The 18,612-nt window shown below is 46.7% G+C and carries 19 protein-coding genes; 15 read left to right on the top strand and 4 right to left on the bottom strand.

Going from position 1 to position 18,612, the window contains the following annotated elements:
- Positions 1-18: 18 nt before the first annotated feature.
- Entirely contained in the window at positions 19-1,227 is a 1,209-nt protein-coding gene (locus KNO91_RS08685; RefSeq protein WP_214795055.1) for a cation:proton antiporter, read from the bottom strand.
- 119 nt (positions 1,228-1,346) lie between these two features.
- Here KNO91_RS08685 and KNO91_RS08690 point away from each other — a divergent pair, with 119 nt between their 5' ends.
- The 5 genes from KNO91_RS08690 (at position 1,347) to KNO91_RS08710 (ending at position 4,737) form a co-directional block, all read left to right on the top strand.
- Positions 1,347-1,715 carry a PH domain-containing protein gene (locus KNO91_RS08690; protein ID WP_031423744.1) on the top strand — a complete coding sequence of 123 codons (369 nt, stop codon included), beginning with the start codon at positions 1,347-1,349 and terminating at the stop codon, positions 1,713-1,715.
- A gap of 102 nt (positions 1,716-1,817) precedes the next feature.
- The gene (locus tag KNO91_RS08695) at positions 1,818-2,498 is read left to right on the top strand and encodes a hypothetical protein (RefSeq protein WP_214817553.1); all 681 of its coding nucleotides are present in this window, start codon (positions 1,818-1,820) and stop codon (positions 2,496-2,498) included.
- Between the two features lie 6 nt (positions 2,499-2,504).
- Positions 2,505-3,155 (top strand): hypothetical protein, encoded by a 651-nt coding sequence (locus KNO91_RS08700; protein ID WP_214817555.1) that lies wholly within the window; start codon positions 2,505-2,507, stop codon positions 3,153-3,155.
- A 108-nt stretch (positions 3,156-3,263) separates the two neighbouring features.
- Complete coding sequence (locus KNO91_RS08705; protein ID WP_214817559.1) at positions 3,264-3,830, top strand: GNAT family N-acetyltransferase; 567 nt, start codon at positions 3,264-3,266, stop codon at positions 3,828-3,830.
- Positions 3,757-4,737, top strand: a complete 981-nt coding sequence (locus KNO91_RS08710; RefSeq protein WP_214817562.1) for a Gfo/Idh/MocA family protein — start codon at positions 3,757-3,759, stop codon at positions 4,735-4,737. The genes KNO91_RS08705 and KNO91_RS08710 overlap by 74 nt, the downstream gene beginning before the upstream one ends.
- A 145-nt stretch (positions 4,738-4,882) precedes the next feature.
- Here the strand turns inward: KNO91_RS08710 and KNO91_RS08715 are convergent, their stop codons facing one another.
- The gene (locus tag KNO91_RS08715; protein WP_214817564.1) at positions 4,883-8,269 is read right to left on the bottom strand and encodes a dynamin family protein; all 3,387 of its coding nucleotides are present in this window, start codon (positions 8,267-8,269) and stop codon (positions 4,883-4,885) included.
- A 16-nt stretch (positions 8,270-8,285) separates the two neighbouring features.
- Complete coding sequence (locus KNO91_RS08720; protein ID WP_214817567.1) at positions 8,286-8,906, bottom strand: NAD(P)-dependent oxidoreductase; 621 nt, start codon at positions 8,904-8,906, stop codon at positions 8,286-8,288.
- Between the two features lie 175 nt (positions 8,907-9,081).
- Here KNO91_RS08720 and KNO91_RS08725 point away from each other — a divergent pair, with 175 nt between their 5' ends.
- From KNO91_RS08725 to KNO91_RS08745, 5 genes are all read left to right on the top strand, one after another.
- The gene (locus KNO91_RS08725; protein ID WP_214795041.1) at positions 9,082-10,173 is read left to right on the top strand and encodes an FUSC family protein; all 1,092 of its coding nucleotides are present in this window, start codon (positions 9,082-9,084) and stop codon (positions 10,171-10,173) included.
- A 453-nt stretch (positions 10,174-10,626) separates the two neighbouring features.
- A complete protein-coding gene (locus KNO91_RS08730) occupies positions 10,627-10,881 on the top strand; it encodes a hypothetical protein (protein ID WP_214817570.1) in 255 nt (84 codons plus the stop codon).
- A 172-nt stretch (positions 10,882-11,053) separates the two neighbouring features.
- Positions 11,054-11,728: a WGR domain-containing protein gene (locus tag KNO91_RS08735; protein WP_214817572.1), complete on the top strand. Its 675-nt coding sequence runs from the start codon at positions 11,054-11,056 to the stop codon at positions 11,726-11,728.
- 65 nt (positions 11,729-11,793) lie between these two features.
- On the top strand, positions 11,794-12,321 hold the full coding sequence (locus tag KNO91_RS08740) for a PH domain-containing protein (RefSeq protein WP_214817574.1): 528 nt from the start codon (positions 11,794-11,796) through the stop codon (positions 12,319-12,321).
- Positions 12,318-13,817 carry a PH domain-containing protein gene (locus KNO91_RS08745; RefSeq protein ID WP_214817577.1) on the top strand — a complete coding sequence of 500 codons (1,500 nt, stop codon included), beginning with the start codon at positions 12,318-12,320 and terminating at the stop codon, positions 13,815-13,817. The genes KNO91_RS08740 and KNO91_RS08745 overlap by 4 nt, the downstream gene beginning before the upstream one ends.
- A gap of 212 nt (positions 13,818-14,029) precedes the next feature.
- Here the strand turns inward: KNO91_RS08745 and KNO91_RS15400 are convergent, their stop codons facing one another.
- Entirely contained in the window at positions 14,030-14,152 is a 123-nt protein-coding gene (locus tag KNO91_RS15400; RefSeq protein ID WP_255349577.1) for a hypothetical protein, read from the bottom strand.
- Positions 14,153-14,434: 282 nt separating this feature from the next.
- On the opposite strand from KNO91_RS15400, the gene KNO91_RS08750 reads away from it, so the two are divergent.
- From KNO91_RS08750 to KNO91_RS08770, 5 genes are all read left to right on the top strand, one after another.
- Positions 14,435-15,697: an NCS2 family permease gene (locus KNO91_RS08750; protein ID WP_214795032.1), complete on the top strand. Its 1,263-nt coding sequence runs from the start codon at positions 14,435-14,437 to the stop codon at positions 15,695-15,697.
- A gap of 106 nt (positions 15,698-15,803) precedes the next feature.
- Positions 15,804-16,271: a DinB family protein gene (locus KNO91_RS08755; RefSeq protein WP_214817579.1), complete on the top strand. Its 468-nt coding sequence runs from the start codon at positions 15,804-15,806 to the stop codon at positions 16,269-16,271.
- Positions 16,268-16,759, top strand: a complete 492-nt coding sequence (locus KNO91_RS08760; protein WP_214817581.1) for a DUF3916 domain-containing protein — start codon at positions 16,268-16,270, stop codon at positions 16,757-16,759. The genes KNO91_RS08755 and KNO91_RS08760 overlap by 4 nt, the downstream gene beginning before the upstream one ends.
- A 533-nt stretch (positions 16,760-17,292) precedes the next feature.
- Positions 17,293-17,691 carry a hypothetical protein gene (locus KNO91_RS15335; protein ID WP_251126601.1) on the top strand — a complete coding sequence of 133 codons (399 nt, stop codon included), beginning with the start codon at positions 17,293-17,295 and terminating at the stop codon, positions 17,689-17,691.
- Positions 17,688-18,611, top strand: coding sequence for an AAA family ATPase (locus KNO91_RS08770; RefSeq protein WP_214817586.1), 924 nt, complete (start codon positions 17,688-17,690; stop codon positions 18,609-18,611). Before KNO91_RS15335 ends, KNO91_RS08770 begins: the two co-directional genes overlap by 4 nt.
- Position 18,612: the final 1 nt, after the last annotated feature.

Here is an 18,612-nt window from a genome sequence, read left to right on the forward strand (position 1 = left end):
CCTTCTCAAGGAAGGACTCTATCTATCGTCATGCTTGTTCGTTAAATATGTCGTCAGTGGATAGACACCGATGCTTTGCAAAACAAGCGAGAGTAAAATGACGGCGAATGCGAGGGAAATCATCTCGTTCGACCCGTCGATGTTCTCTGCTTCTAGCCAGAGGACGAGGGCAATCGACATCGTCCCTTTGATTCCGGACCAAGTAAGGAGAGAAGTCGCCGTTAAATCATCTTTAAATTCCTTACGCCAGACGGGGACCGAATAGACGAGGCCGCCGACGACGATGAATCGGGTCACGATTGAAAGTAGGAACAAAAGAACGGCGAACGTCCAGAGTGATACAGAAAGATAGCTGGTCGCTTCGATTCCAATCAATAAGAACAAGAGCGCTAGCAACATCGGAATGACAATGTCCCAGAAACCGTCTAGATGACGCTGGACCGATTCGTAATCCTCTTTTGTTCCGAGTTCGTGAGACAACATCATGCCGGCCGTCACCGTTGCGAGGACCCCAGACACTTCTAGCGCATCGGCGAGATAAAAGGCACCATATGCAGTCACGATGGTCAACATGACGAGCTCATGCTTTTTAAAACTGACGATCATCAATTTCTTAAGTAGAAATCCAAAAATAAAGCCGATGCCGATTCCTCCGGCGGACACCATCAAAAATTCGGTCAAAAAGCTGAGTGTGGAGAATCGTTCTCCTGTCGCGAACATACTGAGAAAGATGGTGAAGATGACGACACTCGTTCCATCGTTCACCATCGATTCGCCTTCGACGACGTCAGCAATCCGCTTCTCCCCCTTACTTCGTTTCAAGATAGCCGTCACGGAAACGGGATCCGTCGGAATCAAGATGGATGCTAATAAAAAGGAAGCGGTCAACGTGAGCGGGGTAAACAACTCGCTGATCCAAAACGTACCATATCCCATCAAGATGGCGGTCAAGACAAGCCCGACCGTACTCAATATAGTGATGATCCCGATATTGTCCTTCAAATCCTTATATTTGAACTGGTAAGCCGATGTAAAGAGAAGTGCTGGCAGGAACACCTCGAAAATCATATCTTTTGAGATGAACACCGAATCAAAAAAGGCAATATACGAGAGACCAATCCCAATCAAAACCAAAATAACCGGGACAGGAAAGTAATTTCTTTTGGAATCAATCAAATAAATAAAATAGCCAATCAGTAGTAATGTGATCACCTGCTGCGCGATCATAACGACGTCCTCCTCCACAATCAACATGCTATACAGTATCTTCCCATTCAAGGTCTAATCAAACGAGAATTGTGGAATATAAGAGATAGTACATTTAATTTATTCAGGGAGGAATCAACATGGGAAACCCGATTGGAGATTTATCTTGGACGTTTTATTCGGAGTGTGAGGTGCCGAGTGATATCACGGAGTCATTCATCGATGGGGAGCGGGCGGTAGCGGCTTATAAGACAGTGCGTGACGTCGCTGTCTTCACGAACAAACGACTGATTGTCCGTGACGCACAAGGGTTGACGGGTAAGAAGATTGAGGTCTACTCGCTTCCGTACGATTCGATCAATATGTACTCGACCGAAAACGCAGGACGCATGTTCGACTTGAACTCGGAAGTCCAGCTGTTCACTCGCGCCGGAACGATTAAAATCAATTTGAATAAAAAAGTGGATGTGCGCAAGTTCGACCGATTACTTGCAGAAGCAATCCTTTAAAGCAGGGGACCGAGAAATCTCTCGGTTCTTATTTTTTGGATTTTTCTGACAATCCATAATCTTGCATGATACGATAGTACATAATGTGTGACGGAGGTTACGATGAAATTTACAATCCGACTATTGATGGTCATGTTAGGTAGTTTGATGTTGGTGACTGGATTCATCTATCTGGCCCGACTGTTTTGGGACTGGTTTCATGACCCGACAAAAGGTGGGATCGTGCTTCTCTTGTCTGGAGAGGACGGAACCAGCAGTGGTGCTTATGGAGGGAAGTTTCGTCTGAAGGAAGATGAGGACTTTCAAATCTTGAATCATGTCTTTTTAGACTATACGTTCGGAACAGGTGGAACGGTAACAGAGTCGGGAAATTCAGTCTGGTTATGGTTCCTTATAGGAGGTTTGATTGTCTTCCTAATTTTGATGCTCAGCATGATCCGGAAAAGAAAGCGTGTCGCCTCGACTGTTGATTTTTCGAGTGACGCCGTAAAACGAAGAGTGCGAACGGCCAAAGCAAAAGCATTTGTGGAATCTAAAGAGATTAAATGGACCGATAGCGCGATTCGGAATGCGCTCATCCAGTTCAATCTGGATTTACCGGTTTCATTAAAACACCAATCGAATGAGACGGTGTTGGATTGGTTCAAGCGGATTGGTGTAGAAGAGGTGGACCTCTCTCCTTACTGGAGGACGAGGTATGTGGATGCAGTGGTGAGTGATGAAGAGACACGACGATTTCAAGAGGCGTTACAGTTCATGCGATTGGAAGAAGGAAGGGAATGAGTATGTATGTATCAACAAAGAGAATTAGTTGATTTTGATATTCAAGAGCTAATGGGAACCGCTAATTTGGTACAATCCGATCATCATTTCTACATCGAATGGAACGAGTCCGTTATATCTCTCAATCATCACAAACACGTTTCGGGTATTCGGATCATCGACAAGAATCACTTGTTCATCTGGGCGTTTACGTTAGGAGGGGAACCAATCAATGCGTGGGTATTGAATGCACGTGGCCATATCAAGCATTCCTTTCATGCAGGAAATGCGATTGCAGCGGTTGCGATGAATGATACCGGGATTTGGGTCGGGTACGGGGACGAAGGTATCTTTGGAAAAGGAATCTCCACCAATGCACTCGTCTGTTTCTCAAAAGAGGGGGCCGTACGTTTTCGCTATAATCAAGAGGTTAGAAAGGCTCCGGTCCTTCATGATTGTGACGTGATGTGTGCGTCAGAGAAGGGAGTGTGGGTCATTTCTTCAATCGACGGTCGTCTCGTTCATGCCCATGCGAACGGATGGATTGACTCCTTTCCGATGCCACGTCATCTGCTTGACTGTTCTTCGTTGACAATTGAAGACGGTGTTGCCTATGTCGTGAAAGAAGAGCAGGTGTATCGCTGGCCATTCAAGGATAGAAAGCGTGCCGAAATATGATAAGGGCAATGGAGTCGATCATGAAGAAGCTGAAAAATGGACTGATTTTATATTTCACATACCGTATGTATATAACAGTTTTATATATAAACAACAGAGGTGAGCACCATGATTTTACCAATCGATTCTAGTATGCAAGAACAAGTTCGAGACTTCTATATTAAACAGTGGGGGTCATCTCAAATGGTCGTCTCTTCTGGAACATACGATTGTGCGGAGCTCGGAGGATTCGTCTATATGAAATCCAATAAAATCCGAGGTCTTGTGACATATGTCCTGCGAGATAAGGAAGTAGAGATTGTATCTCTTGATAGTCTGATAGAGAATAGTGGGATTGGGTCTCGTTTACTACGTGCTGTTGAACAAATCGCTATACATCACGGAGCAGTTCAATCGGCCGTCATTACAACGAATGATAATTTGAGAGCGCTCGGCTTTTATCAACGTCGTGGCTATCGTTTAGAACGTATCATTCATGATGCGGTGACGCGGGCAAGAAAACTGAAATCGACAATCCCACAAGTTGGGTATGATAAGATTCCTTTATTGGATGAAATTTTACTCACAAAAAAAACTGAAAGAACAGAAATGAGGAATTCACATGATCCGTTTTGGTATCATCGGAACAAACTTCATCACAGACTGGTTCATCGACACAATCAATCAGTTGGATGACGTAGAAGTGACAGCGCTCTACTCGCGCACAGAATTACGCGCTAAAGAATACGCTGAACGTCATTCCATCGTACATACGTTCACGTCACTTGAAGAGATGGCACAAAGTGATGTCATCGATGCCATCTATATTGCGAGCCCGAACTCACTTCACGCCGAACAGAGCATCTTGTTCATGCAGCATGGCAAGCACGTCTTATGTGAAAAGCCGCTCGCTTCGAACGTCCAGGAAGTCACACGTATGGTTGAAGTGGCGAAGGAGAACCAGGTCGTCTTGCTTGAAGCACTTCGCAATCTATTCATGCCGAACTTTGAACGGATTCAACAGGAGATGGAGCGAATCGCTCCGGTGCGTCGCGCTGTCTTCAATAAATCACAATATTCTTCCCGGTATGACTTATATAAGAAAGGGGAGAACCCGAACACGTTCAACCCTGATTTTTCGAACGGTTCATTGATGGATCTCGGTGTCTATCTTCTAGGGCCCGCTTTAAAATTGTTCGGTCAACCGAATGACGTTCAGGCGAGCGGCGTGAAGCTGGAATCCGGAGTGGACGGGAGCGGAACCGTCGTTCTCTCGTATGACGATTTGGATGTGATCATCATGCACTCAAAGATCCATGCGACATCGACTCCTTCTGAAATTATCGGAGAGAAGGGGCGCATCGTCATCGATGATATTGCGACGTGCGATGAAGTCCGTCTAGAGTTACGGGATGGCAAGTCAGAAATTATTTCAGAATCACAGAATGCTCCGATGTCTTATGAAATCGAAGCGTTCGTTCGTGCAATCGAAGCGCATCATCCGGAAACGATAGATCACTCAGCGACCGATATGATTCGCTTAGCTGACGTGATGACGAACGTTCGAAAACAACTCGGTGTGGTTTATCCAGCAGACAAATAAGTACAAACTTAAAACGGTCCTCGATGTCATGTGCGCATCAAGGACCGTTTCGTTTATTCTTTGTTCAAATAGAGATATCTCAGAAACACTCCCAAGACAATCGTCATGACGACGGCAGGGATGAGTCCGATGAGCAGTAATGTGTTCATACCATTTCCTTTCTGAGCGATTCGAGTCGTTCACGCATCTCATCAAAGGAATGGCTATCCGTCAACATGTTAAGTTCTGCTTCGGCAAGTTCTTTCACTTGGGTCGACCACTCTCGTTCAATCTCGACTTCAGATTTACTGATTTCCCCGTCGGCCCGCTCGACTTGTTTCGCATGAATGCTTTCAAGACGATTGCGAATCATGTCACGGAGGAGTGTCGTCAATTCATCCTTAAGTTGTGTCCGTCCGTCACCTTCAAAGAATTGGCTCGCATTCTTATAGCGCTTCAATACCGATTGATAAGGTGACGTGTCGAGATGAATCGGATCGACGCCATCCCGTAGCCAGGCCACGTCGAGTTCACGATCAAATTCAAGCGTGGGAAGGAGAGACGCTTGGCGCTCCGTCTTGCGCTTAATCAATGCTGAAAATTCGCGTTGAACATACCGCTCCAGCCGATACTGGAAGACTTGTAGTTCTTGCTGGATGTCGTAGGCGTATTTGTCCAATGTTCTTGCTAGTGCGCGCTCAAGGCTCTTTCTCGACCCGTCGACCTCGACCGGGTGGAATGTCTCCTTGACGAAGTCCGAGAGGCGGAGGAGCGAACGCGTCTCAAGGTGGGCGAGAAGTTCTTTCGCTTCTCGGTCAAACAAGTCGATGAGTACTGACACATCGAGTGCCGGCGGGTTGTCAAGTAAGGCAGCCAATTGCTTTCGACGTTGTTCTTTCGCCGTCTCATCTTCTTTTGCTTCGTGCAGGACGCGTTCGAACGCATCGAGTAGAGCCGTCGTCTCATCTTGGATACGCATCGCATTCGCGAGACGAAGGTCTTTGTCGACGTAGCGTTCAAGTGTCGAGACGAACCGGTCAAATCCAGCGTCATCCCCTTGGATGGCGTTTCGACTTGAAATCGGGAGGACGGTCGGTCTCCGAACACCAAGTGCGGTCAACTGTTGCGACACATAGTCCGTGACAGCATCCCGTTCTTCGTCATCTTTCGCAAGATCAGACGCATTGACGAGGAAGAACATCTCATGGTCTCCGGTCCCTTGGACACGACCGAGCTGGATGACGAGCTCTCGGTCAGCTTCGGTGAACGCATGATTATAATAGGTGACGAACAAGACGGCGTCCGCGTCACGCATATAGCCGAACTGTACCTCGCTATGTCGATTGAACTGTGAATCGGCCCCTGGTGTGTCGACGAAGACGATGCCGCGTCGTGCCCACGGTGAGTCGAGATACAGTTCGATTTCTTTTACGATACAGCTTTTTTCTTCTTGTGCGACGAACGCGCAGAACGTGTCATAGTCGACGACTTCCGTTCGTCCGAGATACTCGAGCGGTGCCGATTTTACGGCATTGACGAAAGGATGGTCGACATCGAGAGAGGCGAGGGAAGTCCCATAACCTTGTAGCTCATCCTCAAGTTCATTTCGTGATTTGAAGGTGATCATCGCTGTTCGATTCATCCGACCATCTGGCGGTACGATTTTTGTGATGGATGCCGTCAATGGATTCGGTGAGGTCGGTAGCACCGTCTCCCCGAAAAGCGCATTGAGAGTCGAGGATTTTCCGGCCGAAAACGCTCCGAAGATGGCGAACGTGTACTGTTCATGTTTCGCACGCTCGATTTTCTTGCGCAATGTCGAGACACGAGAGCGGAATAAAGGATGATTCTCTAATATTTCACATACCGCATTTTCGTAAGTAAAATTAAAATCAAATAAATCATGATCATCTTCTAAAATCGACGTCGATGCAACCTCTGATTCAACAGTATTTGACTGTTTTTTAGGGAGGTATGTCGCATCGACATAGTTTCGAACTGCCAACTGATCCAATTGATTCGAATCAAGTTGTAATTCTTCATATTTTCGAATCGATTCCAGGCGGTCGGAGAGACGAATACGCAACGCTTCCGTATTAAGGGCGTCATACAAGTCGTCTTCTTCAGCCGAGAATTGTTCCAAGCGCAGATCGACTTCAGCTTTCATATACATATCCGTCGAATGGACCCAAGGTTCCGAGACTTTCGTCACCCATGACGCAAGGGCCGTCTCGATGTCACGACTGAACTGTAACACTGTGTCACCACTGAGTGATGCGCCGGACTTCACTTGTTCAGTGATAAGTGAGCTCGGTGCAATCGGGAGAACATCTCCTTTTGGCAGCAGCGTTTCCGGAAGTTTTAAATCTCGGATGATATCTTCCGCGTACTTCACGAGATGTGGGCGCAAGTTCATGTCAATCAGACGGTTGAACTCTTTGACGGCCACTTCTTCACGGCGCGCACGTTCTTGTCTTGTTTTCTCTTTTGAGAATAAGAGACCGACCTTGAAAGATGGGTCACAACTTTCGAGGTAAGAGCGCAATAACTCACGAAATTCATAGGTCATAATCGGTGCACTTTCGACGATTGGTGCTTGATGTTTAAAAAATTCACGACGGAACGATGTCCACCATGCCCGTTTCTTCTCCAGCCGGTGTAGGCGAGATTGCATTTCCTTCGGACTCTTTTCATACGTTGGCAACTGTTCCAATGTCGACTGAATCGATGTTTCGTTGCGACGGACCAACGTGTCAATCAGAGCATCGGCGTGTTCGACTGTATGCTGTTTTGCCTCGGTGATGACCTGACGTACATAAGACCGCAAGCGCTCGACTTCGTTATGAGGGTGCTGTACATCACGAAGTGAAATATAGAATGTCTCGTTCGGAACAATATCATGATGACGGAACGCCTTTGTTAGTGACGCCTTGAAGTCCACGAAAGAGAGTTCACGCTCATCATGCTTGTCGATTTGGTTGATGATGATGGAGTAGGGCCGTCCTTCCCGGCTAAACTGTTTCATCAGCCCAATGTTTTGTTCCGATTGCACATGGTTGTAGTCCATCATGAAGAACAAGTGGTCTGCTAAGAAGAGCGAACGTTCCGTGGCTTGGCGATGGCGTTCATCCGTTGAATCAATCCCTGGTGTATCCATCAACACGACGTGCTCATCGAACGGGAATCGGTCAATCGTATACTCGACCTCCTTGATTTCCTCGACTTTGCAATAGTCACTGATGTTTGATAGGGAAGAAGAGTCTAATGAAATCCAATCCGTATCATTGATGGCGACGGCTGCCGCTGATTCTCCACCCCGCAACGTGACGATATTGGCACTTGTAGGAATCGGACTTGTCGGAAGGAATCCATCTTCTAGCCAGTCATTGAGCAATGTCGACTTCCCGGCTGAGAAGTGACCACAGACGGCAATCCACACTTCTTCATTCGTTACTTTTTGTAGGGCGGTCCGAGCGAGTCGTGCTGCGTCCGTCATCTCCTCTTGTTCAAACGTTAAAGCAAGTCGTGCTAGTTGTTCTCTTTGTGAGTGCATGTTTCCCATCCCCTAATTATGATTCCGTTGTGATGCCGACACGGTGTCCGACATATTCATCGTCCGTTAAACAAGCCATTACTAAATCGGCAACATCATCTCTCGAAATTGGACCTGAATGTTTAGTCCCCAATACCTCTTTTGATACGATGATTTCACCGTTAGAGGGTTGATTGATCAGTTGAGTCGGACAGATGACAGTGTAGGCTAAACCTGAATCCCGTAATAACTCATAAGCTCGGGCATGATCTTCTGCCGCAGTTGTCATTGAGCGCTTCGATTCTTTTGTTTGAAAGCGGTAGTTGTCACTCTCATGTGCCTGCAAGATGCCGGCGGTCCCAACTGTGATGACACGAGATACGTTGAATTGTTTCATTGCCTCGATCACGAGTGGCGTGAATGTAGACAAGACATCTTGTTTATCCGTCCCTAACGCCGAGATCACGATATCTGATGATTGAACCGTTTCGAAGACGGTCTCGCGGTCCGTCGCATCTCCAATCATTTCAATGACTCCACTGTTCGCATCGATGGAATGTCTCGTTAAAAGTCGGACAGTATGTCCACGTTCAAGTAAGCGTTCAAGTATCCGTTCCCCTGTACGGCCACTTCCGCCGAATAAAGCAATTGTTGACAAGTAAACCCCTCCCCATCAAGATGAAAGAAATATCCAACGCCATCATAACACGGAAGCGTTCACAAAACTGCCTGAAATGGTTCGATTCGGCTTGAAAAGAATATGGTACGTTTTAGAATTGAGGAAGAAGGCAAAAAATACATATGACAGGTGTAAGAGAGGAAGGCACCACTACATGAAATTTGGGGCTAGAACTATTAAGACCGGACTGTCGGTCGCAATCGTCTTACTGATTGCCGAGGCATTTCAATTCCAACAAATCGTCGTCCCGGCACTCGCTGCGTCACTTGCACTCCTGCCGTCGGTCTATCAGACCGGGCTTCGCTTGATTGAAGAGATGAAAGGGAACTTGATTGGGGCATTGCTCTCCGTCGGTTCCTTGTTGCTCACCCCGAATCCGACACCGATTGCGATCGGATTCGTCATCATCATTGCCATCTCCATCCTTCTGTTTTTAAATTTAGAATCGACGACACGGACCGTCATCTTAACAACGATTCTCATTATGGAAGGGGCAAGTCAGTCGGATATGCCGGTTTGGGTGTTTGCAGGCGAACGTTACTTACTCATTATGATGGGGATCACGGTCGCGTTGATTGTAAATGCACTTTTGTTCCCACCACGATATGAACGGAAACTCGAAGCACAAGTAACCGATGTCTTTCAAATGGTCGTCCGAATCGCGCGCTTATTCTCAGAAACGGAAGGTGGACGCTCCTCTTTCGAGTCGTTACCAGAGACGAAGAAGTTGCATAACGATTCGAAACAGACGTACGCCTATTTCGAAGAAGAAATTAAAGCGAATCGTTGGCTTGAACAGAAAACGCCCATTTTCCGACGAGCCGTCATTAAATCTAAGATGATTGAGACGAACCGGGCAGCACTTCATGTGATTGAGAAACTCGATCATGATTTTTACACAATTGAGCAATTGCCACCACAGTTGAGAGATGAACTGTATCGGCACATTCGTCATCTATTGAGAAGACATGAGCGACTATTTTCTGCCTATGAGCTCGAGAATGAGCATCTTATCGACCGTGAAGAAGATCTCATCCATGAGAACTTTGACTTTGCGAAACTGATGATTGAGCGCATGAGAGAAGAAGAGGAAGAACTCATCTTAATCGTCGTTCCTCTCGTGGCGACAATGACCGACTGGGTCAAGGCGATGAACGAACTCGAACGCTACCTTGTGACGGAAATGAAAAAACATGGAGACAACCTAAAAGTGGAACCACGTAAGAAATGGTTCTTTGAAGATTAAAGGACGAGCAAGCCAGCAATAAAATCGAAATAACTTGTCAAAAAACCGTGATCGAGTACACAGAACCAAGTGTGCCTTCATGGTTTTTTGATGTGATATTTCTTTGATTTTCAATTGAGTATTAGAGATGGACACTGACTATAAGGCAAAGGGTTCTTAACGATGAATTTGGTAATAAACGTAAAATATGTTAGTCTGGAGAAATCGTTGACAATGCCAAGAAGTCTATCGCTATGTTGCTTTCATGACTTACTTTTTAGGTGGATAAAGATGAAAAGGGTTTTAATAATACTCTTACTGATTTTTACTATGATGATGTCGTTGATTGGTTGTGGCGCGACATCCTCAACAGAAGAAGTTGATCCTCGACCGGTTATCGCTTTTGACGCTGGAACCATTCCTGCAGATGCCCAGAATCATCAGATAAAAATGCTGATGTTATCAAGTATATAGATGGATAACGTTGACGTGGCCGGAGCAGTCGAAGAGCTAGAAGGATTCAAAGCAGAAAATGATGCCTATCTTGAAGAACTGAATGGAATGAAACATCAGGAAGCGACTTCTGACGAATACAAAATGTTACTTATCGAATATCTTCAAGAAGAAAATGCCTATATCGACAAAACCATTGAGGCCGTGTACGCCAAAGAACTCTCTCGGGCCAGTCGTTTTTCATTGGAAACACTCTATGCGAGAGCGAACGAATAAATTGCACGATTCCGTTACGAGCCGAAGTGAAAAATCTGCTCATAAACAAATTCGAGAGCAAAATGATGAAATGACCGAAGAGACGAATCGATTGGATGGTTCGTTTTTTCTGATTCATCCGAGGTACAATTGTCATATGATTGAATGCTCTGAAGACGGGAGGAAACGCTACATGATCAAGCGGTCTTTTGAACATACTACAAAGTATTGGAACATCATCGTTATGGATGATGAGTTTGCTGTAAACTACGGAAAACTAGGAACCATCGGAAAAGTACAAGTGAAGTCTTTTGAATCCAATGCGGAATGTACAAACGAAGTCGAAAAGCTCATTCGTCAAAAATTGAGAAAAGGGTATGTTGAATCCCTTTTTGATTGGGACAACCATATTTATGTGGATGACCCGGAAGTTGGACCGAGTTTCCTGACCTCGCATCCGAAATACGAGGCATTTTTCAATGATGATTTTTATGTGGACTGTACGGAAGAATACGCACCGTTTGGGAATGATGCCGGAGCCGATGCATTGGTTATGTACGAAGAGGTGATCCGAAAAGACAGAGACCTTTGCTTTTTATCATATGCGTACGCCCTAATTGAAAGTTGGATCAATCGAGATGTATACGCTCCAGAAGACTGGGCCACGTATGAGTATGCCTACACATGTGACCAAGTCGTCGTCGCGGGCGCATTTGCTTCCGTAAAAATGACCGGACAGTTGACAGATGACTTGAAAATGGCAGGATTAGAGGCTATCCAACGATTAAAACAGGTTTTCGCAATAGAAGATCGGGCGATGATTGAAGGGGTATATGAGCGATTGTATACATTCCCGACCGAATCCTGAAACTTTTCGAGCGGAAACGCGTATACAATAGGGACAGATACATATGAACGATAGGGGGATTCACCATGTCAGAAACAACACCGACACCAGAAGAGAGTGTCACACCACAACGAATCAGCGGAACACTTCCAATCGAGGCAAGGTCGGTCTTTCGATTATCGAGCGCGATCTTTTATCTCATCGGACTTCTCGTTACAGGAGCTCTTGTGGGGGCCGCATATTGGTTCGACTGGCCGACTTGGCTACAGATCGGCTTTATCGTACTACTAGTCATCGATGTCGTCTATAGCTTGATTGACATCATCTGGTTCCAGAAGTGGAAGCAAGAACGATTCACATATGACGTCCAGCCACTTGAAATCCGAATCCATCACGGCATCATCACAACACATGACGTGCTCATTCCGATGACCAAAGTCCAATATGTACATGCGGAGCAGGGACCATTGCTCCGTAAATACGGGTTACAGACCATCACCATCGGGACTGCAGCAGGCTCTCATGAAATCTATGCGATTGAAGAATCCTTCGCGAAAACACTCCGCGAGCAGATTGCCATCTATGCGCGTATCGAAGAGGAGGATGTCGTATGACCGAGACCGCGTTAACGTGGCATCGACTTCCGAGTCGCGTTTTGGTGCTTCGCATTCTTGAGGTCATCAAATCATTCGCCATTCCAATCGTCTTACTCTTTGTGCTGAACAACGACTGGGAGTCGACATTCGGAATCATCATCCGAGTCGGTATCTTACTCTTTCTATTACTCGACATTGTCCAGAAGTTCTTTGGATGGTTAAACTTCCGATATGCACTGGATGAAAAGACTGTCTATGTCATTGAAGGTAACTGGTTGAAAAAAGAAAAGTCGCTTCCGCTCTACAAAATTCAAAGCGTTCACTCGAACAGCCCGTTTCTCTATCGATTGCTTGGTGTCGTAGAGTTGACATTCGATACGAATGCCAATAGTGACGATGCATCATTCAAACTGGCTGGTGTCTTTCCAGCCGAAGCCAAACGATTGGAAGAGATTCTCGAGCAAGTCCGTCATCGGAAACAGAATGCACAAACCGAAGATAATTCAGACACGACAGATGCGACTACAGAACAGGTAGAGCCGTTACCAAGCCGTCTGTTATACGCCTTGTCCACGCGCGAAATCGTGTTGGCTTCCATCACGTCGCTCTCTGTATTCGCCATCTTCCCGGTCGCTTCAACAATCATCTCGTCGATTGACGACTTCATCAACTTGGATGGGGCGTTCAATCAGGTCGAAGATTATGTCGTCCATGCATCCATCATCGTAATCGGTCTTCTCGTCCTCGGGGTGTTGATGCTGTCGGTCGTGATCGGTATGGTCATCAACTTCTTGAAGTATGGGAACTTCCGACTCGAGCGGAGAGGAGAACGTATTCGTGTCGAAAAAGGACTATTGAACCGAAGCGCGAAAGAGATCCCGTATGAGAAGATTCAAGCGATTCGGATTAAAGAAACGTTTATCCGTCGCTGGTTCCACATTGTCGGTGTCGAACTCGTCGCTGCAGGGACGATGGATGAACTAAAAGATGAATCATCGACGATTCTCCCGTTCGTCCGACGTGACCGGGCGATGCGTGTCCTACGTGAACACTTCACACATTTCGCATGGTCTGATGAATTACACCGGCTTCCAAGACGTGCGCTAGGCATCAAACTGCTGCGAATCAGCTGGTTCGGCATCATCATCTCAGGGCTCGTCCTCTACTTCTTCCGAGAGTACGCATGGTGGCTTCTCCTCTTATGGGCTGTCATCATCGGAGGACGTGTACTCAGTTACGTGACAACCAAATATGTCCGCACCGATCAATTCATCCAATTGCGCACTGGAGCATTCAACGTCCAATCGTTCTTGACGGACAAACCGAGGATTGAACAGATACAAGTGAAGCAATCACTCTTACAACGACGTTTCGGGTTATGTACGGTGCAGTTCTCGACACGTGGAGGGTTCCTTTCAGTTGAGACGATTGATGACATTCCGAAAGAGGAAGCGGACGCGATGCTCGTCTGGTTCTCTCGTTATAACGAAATGAAAGAAAAACGCTCAGGATAAAGTTTCCTGAGCGTTTGAATTATTTGTGATTTTCGTGCCAAATGATGTTTCTCTTACTGAAAAGGCGGATAAAGTATGGTATGATGCAAGTAGAAAGAGACCGGTGCTGGACACACCGACCTCTGGCTTACAGGCTCCCACTTTAAGAGTGGTCCCAGCCGCCACAATGGTTAGTGAATCAGAAAGTGACCCATCTCATTGCGCCGAGGGGGTCATTTTTTTGTGCGTTCAGACGTTGCACGATCGGATGTTCGGTGAATCACCAAGTGAACGATGATCGGAGCGAGGATTGGGATCATGACATAATCCCCAACCCAGGTCCAAAGTTGTTCCATCCGCACCACCGCCTTCCTCCATTGTGGACTTGGCGGCTGACCCCACTATTGCTGCGTTAACCTGCCCTTTCATTATAGCAGATTTGTTCGCAAAAAGTCGCTTAAAATAAGAACGAACGTTCTTGTTTTATAAAATGAATCTTTTGATGGAATCGGTCTCATGAATGGGTCCAAAGACTGAATTGAGTCGAATCGCTCTTGCTTGTTAGATGTCTGACAGGATATAATCAATCTCGTGTGTATACACGGGTGGGTGAGGGTGCCAATAAAGGATTGATTCCTATGGCAAAACAAACAGAATGGAAAACAGAAACATACGGGGGCGTGCTGAACTTCCTGGCGACAGCATATATCCCGGCCGTACATGCGGCAATTTTGACACAAGCCGGACTCCCGTTCGAGGGAGCGCTCGTCGGAGCGATTTTGACAAGCATCATCGGGACGTTGATTGCGGGATTCTTCAATCTACCCCTTCTCTTGTTACCGGGAATGGGGATTAACGCTCTATTCACGTATACGCTCGTCTTACAGATGGGATTGAGTTGGCAAAGTGCGCTCGCCGTCTCGTTCGTCTCAGGTGTACTCGTCGTCCTGTTGACGGTCACGAAAGTGGCGCGTAAATTGGCGAACGCGTTCCCGCCGATCATTCATGACGGATTGACGGTCGGTCTCGGCCTCTTCCTCATTTTGATCGGCCTCGAGGCAGCTGGGATTGTCTCAGGTGGGGGCGGGGCATTGCTCCACATCGGTGATCTCGGAGAGCGTAACGTCCAGGTGGCCTTTTTATCACTCTTCGTCGCCATCTTGCTGTTCTTGAAGATGGGACCAAGCAGCTTCCTTTGGACAATCGGTTTCGGTGTTGGACTCAGCGCCGTGATGGGAACACTGGAGTGGACAGGTAGTTTCTCGTTGACACCGTTCTTCGAGTCATTCGGCACGGTATTCGGAAACATCTCGTTCGCGGAATCTGCGTCTCCGCTCTTCTTGGTCGCGGTCGGTGTACTGACGCTCGTCTTGTTGATTGAAAACATCAGCTTGATCCAGAATCAGACACGGGCAATCGACAAAGAAAAGGATGCGCCGAAAGGTCTCGTTGCACAAGGTCTCTCGACGATGGCCGGTGCCATGTTCGGATCAAGCCCGACTGTCTCGACGGTCGAAGTGGCTGCCGGGATATCGGTCGGTGCAAGAGGCGGGATTGCTTCGTTCGTCACATCGGGATTGTATGTAGTATCACTTTTATTGCTACCACTCTTTGCCATCATCCCCGTGACGGCGATTGCACCAGTTCTCATCATCATCGGAATGATGATGTTCCAGAACGTGAAGCATTTGCCGCTCGATAACTGGGAGCATGCCTTCCCGGCGATTCTTGTCATCATCATGATTCCGTTCACGTATTCCATCGTCGATGGGATCGGACTCGGATTCATCGCATACACGATGATTGTCTTGTTCAAGAAGGGCTATCGGTCGCTCAGTCCGGTCGTCGGTGTCTTGACCGTATTGTTCTTAGTTTTCTTCTCATTACCAGTCTGGTTATAGAGACACGCGCGGCACTGTTCATGACGAACGGTGCCGTTTTTTGATTTAAAAAAGAGTTGTTCGTGCTATAATCGCAGTAATTTGAAGAGAACGGGGAGGGGATTTGATGCAAGTCATTCAAGAATTCGCAGCGTACACAGAATGGCTCGATTCGTTAGAAAAGCTGAGTGAATTGGATTGGAATAAACAGATAGACTCGGAGAAGTGGTCCATAAAACAAATCATTCTACATATCGCTCATTGGGACAACCATCTGTTGAATGTCATCATCCCATCGGTGAAGAACGGGGAAGGGATGATTTTCCCTGATTTTGACTCGTTTAACGCGCGGGCGACGAAAAGGGCAGAGAAGTTGACAGGTGACGCTGTATTGAAGGAATCACTACAAAGTCGGCGAACGCTCGTCACGATGCTCGAGTCCTTAAGTGAAGAAGCACTGACTTATAAAACGACAGCGAATGGCGTCTCACATGATCCTTATCAAGGTGTCCCATATTCACTATATGTGATTATCGGAGAATTCATCGAGCATGACCGGCACCATATGCATCAAGTCGAGTCCATCCTGAAATGAGACATCGGAAAGTGCGTGGTCTGAAACGAAAGTTGAGTCGTCTTCAGTGTAATATGCAAGAAAATCATCATGATTTTCCAACTGAGTTTCACGATGGTTATTGGTATGCCAAGATTCCAATCGGGCAAACCTTTTTACTTGATATACAATACAATGTCCAAATCAAACAGGCGATCATCCATACTCTGCTCGATGAAGCAAAGCGACTAACAAAGCGGCGTGTGGATGAGCGAATGCGAGTTGTCGTGCTGCTAGATTTTCCTACACTCTGGAACTCTGAGCTTCTCGTATTTCAAGATGAAGAGGAGTTACAAACGTTTATGCGGCGTGATTCATCCCATCAAAAATGGATCCCGATTCCACATGAAAAAACGTTTATCAACCAATGGGACATCCGTAGCGACCAGGATATTCGCGTGTATGGATTTGAAGAATGGGTGTTCGACGAAGAGGATGAAGATAGAGAATGGTGGATGCTCGTTCAATGAACGGGCTTTTTCTTTTGTCTAAAAATAACTGAATATTCCGTTAAGGTGCATGGTATAATCCATATAATCCAATTTCCAAATAAAGGATTGAATCTATAGAGGGAGCCGTCACATCAGATGAAAACGATCAAACCGAATATACATAAGCGGAAACACCAATGAAACAAGCCAAAATGATCTTTGTGTCAGGAATTCTTTTCTCCTTGTTACTGGTCGCGCTCATCTCCTATTCCGGTCAACTTGGATACCGTTACTACCAATCATTAGATATCTCAGGAAGCGAGATTACGAGTTGGCTATTGGACTGTAGGGACAAACGAAAGCTATTTGGAATAATTGAAGTCGTTGATGTAGAACGATGGTGTATGAGTAATGCACCTATTGACGACAATGTAAGAGGAATCGATATGGGGTCTAAAGGTGAAATTTCAAAAGACAAAGGTGGAACTCCAAGAGAGAAGGTTAATGACGAGTCACCTTCTTACGGAAACCCCTCATCAGAAGAGTCGAACAACGTCTCCTACCTCCCATACATGATTACCGCACTAATCACCTTGCTCGGATGGTGGCTTTGGAAGAGACGACGCCCATCGAAGAAACAAATCGAGGAGGAAGAGTTAGATATCGAGGATCACTCGCTAGTGACCTCTGACAACTCGACGGAGCAGATAAACCGAACGCTTCATCCATTACCTGCCTCAGCTATTCGGCAACAGTTGATTCATTTCGAAGCAGCACTGCCGCCACAAAAACGTCGCCGCCCGTCCGAGACGTTGTCGACCTGGGCGAAACGAATCGAGCTCGATGCATCACTGATCACTTATTTAGAGACGCGCTATGATAACGGGGAAATCTCACCACACCGTGAAGAAGCGTTCACACGTCAACTTGACGCATACCTATTACGCATACAAAAGGAGTCGAACTCATGACCATCCGACACGTATTGGACCAATTAGACCGCATTTACCTCGGGAAACCGGAAATCACAAAATTATGTTGCACAGCCCTATTGGCGAACGGCCATATCTTGTTAGAGGACGTGCCTGGGACCGGGAAGACATTACTTGCGAAAAGCATCGCCAAAAGCTTTGAAGCAGACTTCGCTCGAATCCAGTTCACGGCAGATCTACTGCCTTCTGACATCATCGGTTCAGACTTCTTCAATATGCAGACGCAGACGTTCGAGAACCGTACCGGTCCCATCTTCACAAACATCTTGTTAATCGATGAAGTGAACCGTGCCGTCCCGAGAACACAATCCGCCTTGCTTGAAGCGATGGAAGAACGCCAAGTTTCCATCGGTGGCGTCACCTATCAGCTACCTAAACCGTTCTTCGTCATCGCGACGCAAAACCCGATCGAGTCTGCCGGGACTTTCGCGCTACCGGACGCACAACTCGACCGCTTCCTCATGTCCCTTCAAGTCGGATATCCTGGGGCAGATGAAGAGCGAAACTTGATTCTACAGACGATTTCAAAGACGAGACATGTGGTAGATGCCTTGATGACAAATGCCGCTTTCTTAGAAGCACAAGAAGAAGTCGAGAACATCCGTATTCATGAAGATGTCGTCACTTACTTACTCGCACTGATCCAAGAGACAAGGCAACATCCGTTAGTCGAAGTCGGGGCGAGTCCACGGGCGACGCTCGCTCTCGTCAAAGCCTCACAAGCTTATGCATACTTGAACGACCGTCAGTTTGTCACGCCTGAAGATGTCCAAGGCGTTGCGCCACATGTACTGTCACACCGTTTAACCCTCACCCTTGAAGGCGACATCAAATCGACGAAGCGCCAAGTGCTAGCGGACGTACTCGAATCGGTACCCGTCCCGGTCGAAAGGGTGTAAC

It is taken from the genome of Exiguobacterium sp. s59 (genome assembly GCF_018617475.1).
Taxonomy (GTDB): domain Bacteria; phylum Bacillota; class Bacilli; order Exiguobacteriales; family Exiguobacteriaceae; genus Exiguobacterium; species Exiguobacterium aestuarii.

Bases quoted from the DNA above. Each gene is read 5' to 3' on its own strand.
- KNO91_RS08685 (WP_214795055.1), bottom strand. From the start codon at position 1,227: ATGATCGCGCAGCAGGTGATCACATTACTACTGATTGGCTATTTTATT.
- KNO91_RS08690 (WP_031423744.1), top strand. From the start codon at position 1,347: ATGGGAAACCCGATTGGAGATTTATCTTGGACGTTTTATTCGGAGTGT.
- KNO91_RS08695 (WP_214817553.1), top strand. From the start codon at position 1,818: ATGAAATTTACAATCCGACTATTGATGGTCATGTTAGGTAGTTTGATG.
- KNO91_RS08700 (WP_214817555.1), top strand. From the start codon at position 2,505: ATGTATCAACAAAGAGAATTAGTTGATTTTGATATTCAAGAGCTAATG.
- KNO91_RS08705 (WP_214817559.1), top strand. From the start codon at position 3,264: ATGATTTTACCAATCGATTCTAGTATGCAAGAACAAGTTCGAGACTTC.
- KNO91_RS08710 (WP_214817562.1), top strand. From the start codon at position 3,757: ATGATCCGTTTTGGTATCATCGGAACAAACTTCATCACAGACTGGTTC.
- KNO91_RS08715 (WP_214817564.1), bottom strand. From the start codon at position 8,269: ATGCACTCACAAAGAGAACAACTAGCACGACTTGCTTTAACGTTTGAA.
- KNO91_RS08725 (WP_214795041.1), top strand. From the start codon at position 9,082: ATGAAATTTGGGGCTAGAACTATTAAGACCGGACTGTCGGTCGCAATC.
- KNO91_RS08730 (WP_214817570.1), top strand. From the start codon at position 10,627: ATGGATAACGTTGACGTGGCCGGAGCAGTCGAAGAGCTAGAAGGATTC.
- KNO91_RS08735 (WP_214817572.1), top strand. From the start codon at position 11,054: ATGATCAAGCGGTCTTTTGAACATACTACAAAGTATTGGAACATCATC.
- KNO91_RS08740 (WP_214817574.1), top strand. From the start codon at position 11,794: ATGTCAGAAACAACACCGACACCAGAAGAGAGTGTCACACCACAACGA.
- KNO91_RS08745 (WP_214817577.1), top strand. From the start codon at position 12,318: ATGACCGAGACCGCGTTAACGTGGCATCGACTTCCGAGTCGCGTTTTG.
- KNO91_RS15400 (WP_255349577.1), bottom strand. From the start codon at position 14,152: ATGGAACAACTTTGGACCTGGGTTGGGGATTATGTCATGATCCCAATC.
- KNO91_RS08750 (WP_214795032.1), top strand. From the start codon at position 14,435: ATGGCAAAACAAACAGAATGGAAAACAGAAACATACGGGGGCGTGCTG.
- KNO91_RS08755 (WP_214817579.1), top strand. From the start codon at position 15,804: ATGCAAGTCATTCAAGAATTCGCAGCGTACACAGAATGGCTCGATTCG.
- KNO91_RS08760 (WP_214817581.1), top strand. From the start codon at position 16,268: ATGAGACATCGGAAAGTGCGTGGTCTGAAACGAAAGTTGAGTCGTCTT.
- KNO91_RS15335 (WP_251126601.1), top strand. From the start codon at position 17,293: ATGATTACCGCACTAATCACCTTGCTCGGATGGTGGCTTTGGAAGAGA.
- KNO91_RS08770 (WP_214817586.1), top strand. From the start codon at position 17,688: ATGACCATCCGACACGTATTGGACCAATTAGACCGCATTTACCTCGGG.